General features: G+C 63.9%; 8 protein-coding genes. 7 read left to right on the top strand and 1 reads right to left on the bottom strand.

The genetic code is table 11. The annotated features are described in order from the left end of the window. The 7 genes from VF515_14005 to VF515_13975 form a co-directional block, all read left to right on the top strand. A partial coding sequence (locus VF515_14005) for a hypothetical protein (GenBank protein HEX7408749.1) occupies positions 1-303 on the top strand: 303 nt, incomplete at its 5' end. A gap of 1 nt (position 304) precedes the next feature. After that, positions 305-1,024 carry a prepilin-type N-terminal cleavage/methylation domain-containing protein gene (locus tag VF515_14000; GenBank protein HEX7408748.1) on the top strand — a complete coding sequence of 240 codons (720 nt, stop codon included), beginning with the start codon at positions 305-307 and terminating at the stop codon, positions 1,022-1,024. Beyond that, entirely contained in the window at positions 1,021-2,205 is a 1,185-nt protein-coding gene (locus VF515_13995; protein ID HEX7408747.1) for a type II secretion system protein GspK, read from the top strand. The genes VF515_14000 and VF515_13995 overlap by 4 nt, the downstream gene beginning before the upstream one ends. An 8-nt stretch (positions 2,206-2,213) precedes the next feature. Continuing rightward, positions 2,214-3,734, top strand: a complete 1,521-nt coding sequence (gene pilM / locus VF515_13990) for a pilus assembly protein PilM (protein HEX7408746.1) — start codon at positions 2,214-2,216, stop codon at positions 3,732-3,734. Next, the gene (gspM, locus tag VF515_13985; GenBank protein HEX7408745.1) at positions 3,731-4,297 is read left to right on the top strand and encodes a type II secretion system protein GspM; all 567 of its coding nucleotides are present in this window, start codon (positions 3,731-3,733) and stop codon (positions 4,295-4,297) included. The genes pilM and gspM overlap by 4 nt, the downstream gene beginning before the upstream one ends. Then, positions 4,297-5,217, top strand: a complete 921-nt coding sequence (gene gspN, locus VF515_13980; protein ID HEX7408744.1) for a type II secretion system protein GspN — start codon at positions 4,297-4,299, stop codon at positions 5,215-5,217. Before gspM ends, gspN begins: the two co-directional genes overlap by 1 nt. A gap of 105 nt (positions 5,218-5,322) precedes the next feature. Continuing rightward, the gene (locus VF515_13975; protein ID HEX7408743.1) at positions 5,323-6,099 is read left to right on the top strand and encodes a hypothetical protein; all 777 of its coding nucleotides are present in this window, start codon (positions 5,323-5,325) and stop codon (positions 6,097-6,099) included. A gap of 266 nt (positions 6,100-6,365) precedes the next feature. On the opposite strand, the gene VF515_13970 is transcribed toward VF515_13975, so the two are convergent. Next, positions 6,366-6,550 (bottom strand): hypothetical protein (locus VF515_13970; GenBank protein ID HEX7408742.1); only part of this gene is annotated, 185 nt, incomplete at its 5' end.

Raw genomic sequence — 6,550 nt, 5'->3', positions numbered from 1 at the left:
GGCCTGCTGGGATTGCACGCCCGCAACATCCAAATGATCGGCCGTGACCAGAGCCTCACCCGCGCCACGCTGCTAGCGCGGGAGCTGATCAGCCAGATCCAATTCCAGGTATCGACCAACGGTCTGCAAGACCTCGGCGACGCCCAGGGCGCGTTCGAGGGCTATCCCGGTTACCGCTGGGAGCGCCGCGTGATGCCCACGGGACTCGACGAAATGCGCGAGGTGGTGATCCGGGTCATCTGGAACGAAGCCACTCCGAGTGCCTGCGAGCTGGTCTACTTCGTCCGGGATCCGGCGGTGTGACATGAGACGGCGCGGCTTCACGCTTCTCGAAATCATGATTGCGACCACCATCCTCGGCATCATCCTGGTCACCGTCTACGGCGTGCTGTCGCGGGCGCTGTTCGCCAAGAACCATTCCGAAGAGCGGGCGGACTTGTACGCCTCAGGGCGCGAGGCGGCGCTGAAGATCGCCGACGAATTGGAGGGCGCGTTGCCACCGTCCGCGGGGCGCTACATCGGTTTCATCGGTGTCCCCGGCACCGAGCGCGTCCCCACCGATTCCGTTCAATTCGACGTCGTCGTCCACCGTCTGTATGGCGCCGCGGAAACGCGTGGTGGCAGGGCGCTGGTTTCGTACTCCCTCGATCCGGTCCAGAACACACCCAACTTGTTCGCCCTGCGGCGCCAGGAACAACTCCTGACTGAGGCGGCGCCATCCGAGGACCTCGGCACCGACAATCCGGACGCCGCGACGGCGCCACCCCCCGTCGCTCTTGCCGCCTACATCCTCGACCAAGTCGCCGGCCTGCGCCTCCGCTACCTCAATCCACAAACAGGAGAATGGGCTGATTCCTGGGATACCACCGTACAGCCGCCGCCGGGGCAGCCGCCAATCGGCTTGCCCGGAGCGGTGGAGGTAACGCTCTTCCTGGCCGACAACCAGGGCGGCGTCCACGATTTCGGCACCATCGTCGATCTGCCGCTGGCCAACCTGGCACCGCCAACGCCGAGGGGGCGATGAAAAACGAGCGTGGCATAGCCCTGGTCATCACGCTGCTGGTGGTGGCGCTGCTCACCATTATCGTCGTCGAGTTCACGTACTCGGTGCAAGTCGACGCGCACATGACCCGCAACGCACTGAATGCCCTGCAAGCCTCCTTGCTGGCCCGGTCGGGCATCAATCTGGGAGAAGCCGCCCTGCTTCACGATGACGACGACCAGATGGACGCCTACAGCGAGGACTGGGGCAATGCCGACCAACTGAACAGCCAGTTGATCCTGCCGGAGAACATGTTGCTCCGGGTGCAAATCATCGATGAAAGCGGCAAGCTCAACATCAACCTGACTCGCCCGCGTAGCGTCAACGATTGGAGGATGGGGCAAACACCACAGAATCCTAGCGCGCAAAGCCAGTCCCAACCTGCCTTCAAGCGCTGGACGACCGCGCTCGGAAACTTGCTCGAAGGGCGCGGGGCTTCGCCCCAGATTGGCGACGCGATCAGCCAGTATTGGGATCAGCTATTCCAGACTCTTGCGGGCTCTGGCACCCCGGGGCAACCAGGGAGCGTACCTACCCCAAATCGCACCCCGGCCAGCCAGGGAGCGACGCCCACTCCGGGCATGAACAACCCGAGCCTCTGGGACTTCCCCTCGCTCGATGACGCCAGCGTGATCCCCGAACTGACCCCGAGCCTTGTCCGGCGCTCGCGGGCAGTGCTGACAGCCCTCGACGCGCTCATGACAAGGGTGAACGTCAATACCGCCCCCCAAGAGGTTCTCAGCGCGATCATTCCAGACGCGGGCGTGGTGGAGAACATCATTTCCCAACGCCAAGACCACGGCATCGCACAGCGCGACTTGCCGGCGCTGTTGGCCGGCGCGAGCCAGCCTGGTCAAGCCCCGCTCAACCTCCAAACCCTGCTCGGCACGACGAGCTCGTACTTCCTCATCCGCGCCAGCGCGACAGTGAATCCCAATCCGATCACAGGAAAAGGCGGAATCAGCCGCTCAGCCTCCATGCTGGTCCGTCGCGCCAAGCGGCTATGCGTGCCCCCCAGAAACCCGCCTACCGCGCCGTGCTGGACTTTGACCCAGTTAGATTGGCAAAAGGAGGGGGGGGCGGCACTGCTTCAGCAAAGGACTGACCAGTTGCCCGGTGCTGACGGGCTGCCGAACTCTGGATTACCGGGAATGGGTGGATAAGAACCAGTATGCCGCAACGTGTCTTGGCGCTGGAAGTTGATGCGCACGAATTGAAGGCTGCCGTGATCGAAACGACTTTCCGAGACTATCGGGTGGTCGGTTTCTATCGTGAGGCGCTGGCCGCCGAGGGGCGTTCCGACCAGCTGCACAGCTTCCTCCAGCGGCACGAAGTCGCAGCGACCACGGTGCTGTCGTCGCTGCCCGGAGAGCTGGTGGCGGTGCGCACGTTCTTCCTGCCGTTCCGCGACCGCAAGCGGCTCGATCAAACCGTGCCGTTCGAACTCGAGACCCAGGTGCCGTTCGGGTTGGACGAGATCGTGGTCGATTACCACGTGTTGCATCGGGACAGTGCCGGCACCCTGGTGCTGGCCGCATTGGTGCTGCGCCGCGATTTGGAACAGCACCTCGCGCTTCTCAAGGGAGCTGGCCTCGATCCCAAGGTCGTCGATTTCGCTCCGTTGGCAGCCCTCAACGTGCTGACGCTTCTCGGCTCAGCCGCCCCTGAAACCTTCGTCTACATTGATGGCAGCCCCTGGCGCACGGTCGTGGCCTTGTATCGCAACCGTCAACTGGTGGGTCTGCGCACCCTGACCCCTGCAACCGCCACACCCGTCGCCGACGTCGAGGCTGCCGCCGCGGGCAACGGCCACGCAGCCGTGGACACCGCGCCGCTGGACGAGCTGGTGAGGGAGATCCGCTGGACGGTCTTGGCGCTCAACGCCGCGCCGGTGGATGCCGGGCTGCCCTGCTTGCTGGCGGGAGAGGGCCCGCAATTCGAATTGCTCGCCGGAGAACTCACACGCCAGATGGGGTTGACGGTTCGCCGTCTCACCGAATCCCCATTACGCAACGTCCCGTCGGCGTTGCGCGCCGAGGTCGGAAGCTTTGCGGCTCCACTCGGACTGGCCTTGCGCGAAATCTCGCCCAACGACGCGATGGGCGTCAATTTCCGACGCGGCGAATTCGCCTACCATCGCGGTCAGGACGAACTGCGGCACGCGTTCTGGCGCACCGGCGTGCTCGCCGCCATCGCGCTCGCCTTGGTGGTCACCAACCAGTACATGAGCTACCAGCAGCTGGCGGGCCGCTTGGGCGTCGTGCTAGCGCAAATCCGCAATGTCTTTACGCAGACACTCCCCGACGTGCATCGCATCGTCGACGAACGGTCACAATTGAAGACCGAGTTTGAAGCGGCACAGAAGCACCTCCAGATCCTTGGGGGACTTGCGCCCGTCAGCGGCGTCACCGCCATCGACGTGATGCGGACCATCACCGCCGCCATCCCGGAAACGACGAAGATCGACACCGACGAGTACATAATGGATCCCGAGGCCGTACGCATCAAGGCCAAGGCCGACTCCTTCGAGGCGGTGGACGCCATAAAGCAGCAGCTGCTCAACACCCACTTCTTCGGTGACGTGCAAGTGAAAGAGATGAAATCTGCCCCGGACGGGAAAGTGGACTTCCGACTCGTACTCGCACTCAACAAGGAGGCGAGCGGCAGCGGCGGTGCGGTGGGGAACCAATGAAATACGATCCGCGACAGCTGCTGAACTACTACACCCGCCTAGCGCCCCGAGAGCGTTTGCTCGTCGGTGCCGCGGCGCTGAGCGTCGTCCTGATCTCCCTCTACAGCTTCGTGTGGGACCCGTTGCAGGTGAGCCGGGAACAGATCGGGCGCCGCATCGCGGCCAAGGAAAAGGACCTCATCGAGATCCAGAAGGAGCGCGACACCTATCTCGACCTGATGCGCCGCATCGAAGCCAACCAGTCGGCGCTCGCTCAGGGCGACCCGAGCTTCTCGCTCTTCCCCTATCTCAACAACGCGGTTGGACAGGCCGTGGGCCGTGAACACGTCACTTCCATGAACCCCACGGACAAGAACCTCCCAGGCACGGATTATCAGGAGCAGTTGGTGGAAATTCACCTCACGCAGATCAGCCTGCCGCAGTTGGTCGATTTGTTGTATCGCATCGAGAAAGGGGATCACCCGCTGCGCTTCAGCCGCCTGCAGGTCAAGAAGCGGTATAACGACATCCGCAACTTCGACGTCACCGCGACGGTGTCGCTCCTCAAGGCGGTGAACCAGTAATGCGCCTCCCCCGGATCCGGTTGCCGCGTCCACGGCTGTCACTCGAGTGGCTCGCAGCCCTGGGCGGGCGCCGCACCATACTGTACGTCGGATACACGGCCGTTGTGTTCGTCGCGTCCTTGCTCCTGACCTTTCCGCACGAATCGCTGGTGCGCCGAATCCTGAGCAGCGTGAACCGCGGCCCGGTCTCGGTGGAATTCAACACCGTCAGGCTCGCCTGGCTCGACGGGTATGAGTTGAGCGGCATGCGCATCGGGTCCGCGTCTGCCGACGGCCAACCGCCGTACCTCGAGTGCTCCCGCTTGTGGGTGCGGCCCGCCTTGAGCGCCTTGCTACACGGCAACCCGTACGACCTGCTGCTGAGCGCCGATCTGTACGGCGGCATGGCGCAGGGTGAAGTCAAAATGAGCGAGGGCGCGGTGGCCGGCAACCTGCAGTGGAAGGACCTCAACCTCGGCCGCTACCGCACGCTCACGTCCTTGCTCGACGAAGGCCAGCTGACCGGCCGTCTCTCCGGACACCTGGATTTCGAAGGCCGGGGCGCAAACCTGGAGGCGGGTCAAAGCACGGGCGAATTCGCGCTCGAGGCCGCCGCTCTCAGCGGTGCAAAGGTGGGCGGCTTCCCGGTGCCGGATCTGCATCTGCGGCAGACCAAAGCGAAGTTCGCCGTCCGCGCCGGGCGCTTGGAGGTGCAGGAGTTTCAAGCCACGGGCGACGTCGACGTGCAGGCATCCGGCCAGATCGTCTTGCGTGATCCGCCGCAGGAAAGCATTCTCAACCTGCGCGCCACGATCCAGCAAAGCCTGGCGACACCAGACGCGGTGAAGACGCTGGTCGGCCTGATTCCGCGCCCGCCGGGATCGAAACCGGATGCACCGATCGTGATCACCGGCACCCTGGGACGGCCGCGCGTGCGTTGAGTCCCGCTGGACACTTCTTCCCGTCCGGCTTCAAAGGGTGACGGCGGTGTGGACTCTTCGAAGAGATTGCGCTCTCTTAGCAGGCACGAGTCCTACGAGTTGACCATGCCGAATATGCCTACGATCACCTCCGTTGAGATTGCCGCCGTTGGCGCCGCCGTCTTCCTCTTGTATGTCGCACCGTTCTTGCTGGCCATGATCGAGCACTACCGACGGCGAAGGGCGCAGCGGTTGAGCGCGGCCTTCAGCCTGACCGAATCGATACCCTCCACTGCCGCGGCCCAGCCAGAAATGGGGGAACCTACGGCCGCAGTCACCGCGCAGCCAACTGAAGAGGCCGGACGGCATGCTCCGGCCACCGAGGCTCCGCCACCAGATACATATCATGAGGCCACGGCGACGGCACCCGGGGACCCTACCGGTGAACCATGGCGGTCAGCGCCCGAGGCAACAGGTCCTGTCAGCGGGGAAACGCTCGGCCTGCCAGCAAGTACGGACGGCAGCACAGAACCGGTGGCGGCCAAACGATTCGACGGGAACGCGGGGCATCGATTTCGACTTGAGGATCTGCACCGGGCTCGGCTGGAGGGTTGGCCGCCGGCCACCATCCGTGACGACGCGGCGCAGCGCCAGATCTGGAGCGAAGCGCAGCAGGTAGCGGAAACGCACCCGGCCGTCTTCTCATCCATCCTCGTCTCGCCATGTCAGGTCCGGTCGGTTTGCTTGGGAGCAGCGGAAAAGAACGGGGCGAGATTTCACCTGCGCTTCTTCCTCTTCCCAGGGCTGTGGCCGGTTTCCCCGGATCAGGCGGTGTCCCAAGCCGTCTTCGAGGTCGATGCAGTCACCGGCGAGGTCCGGCATTGGCTCGAGTTGCTGCGATAGCCTGGATCGCGGCAACGTGACCTCGCACGGAATCTGAAGCAGCGAAGAAGACTCGTGTTGGGCGAGCGGTTGAGCGGAAACGACTGCTTCTGAGTGTTCTTGCTCTGGGCAATTCCGGTTCACGCAGCGCCGTTGCGCTAACAACCGACTTCCGGCCCCTGCTCTAAGTAAGACGAGAGCGGCAGCATGGCCGCCGCTCTCCACATTGGAAGAATTGGAAGAGAGATGAGGGGCAGCACGCCATTTCGTGCCGCCCCTCGATGGTCCTACTGTATCTTCTGCAGATTGGTCACGACGATATCGCCGAGGCTTGCCGAGCTGAGCTGCGTGAAGGTTCCCGCGAGCCCCAGACCGGACAAACTACCACTCGCCACCTGGCTGCAGCTGACGGTGGAACCGTTGATAGCGATCGGACCACTCTGTGGCGATCCTCCAGCACAGTCGACCGGGG

This window comes from Candidatus Binatia bacterium, from assembly GCA_036382395.1.
In the GTDB taxonomy this organism is placed as follows: Bacteria; Desulfobacterota; Binatia; order HRBIN30; family HRBIN30; genus JAGDMS01.
This window is presented reverse-complemented; position numbering and strand designations above follow the sequence as displayed.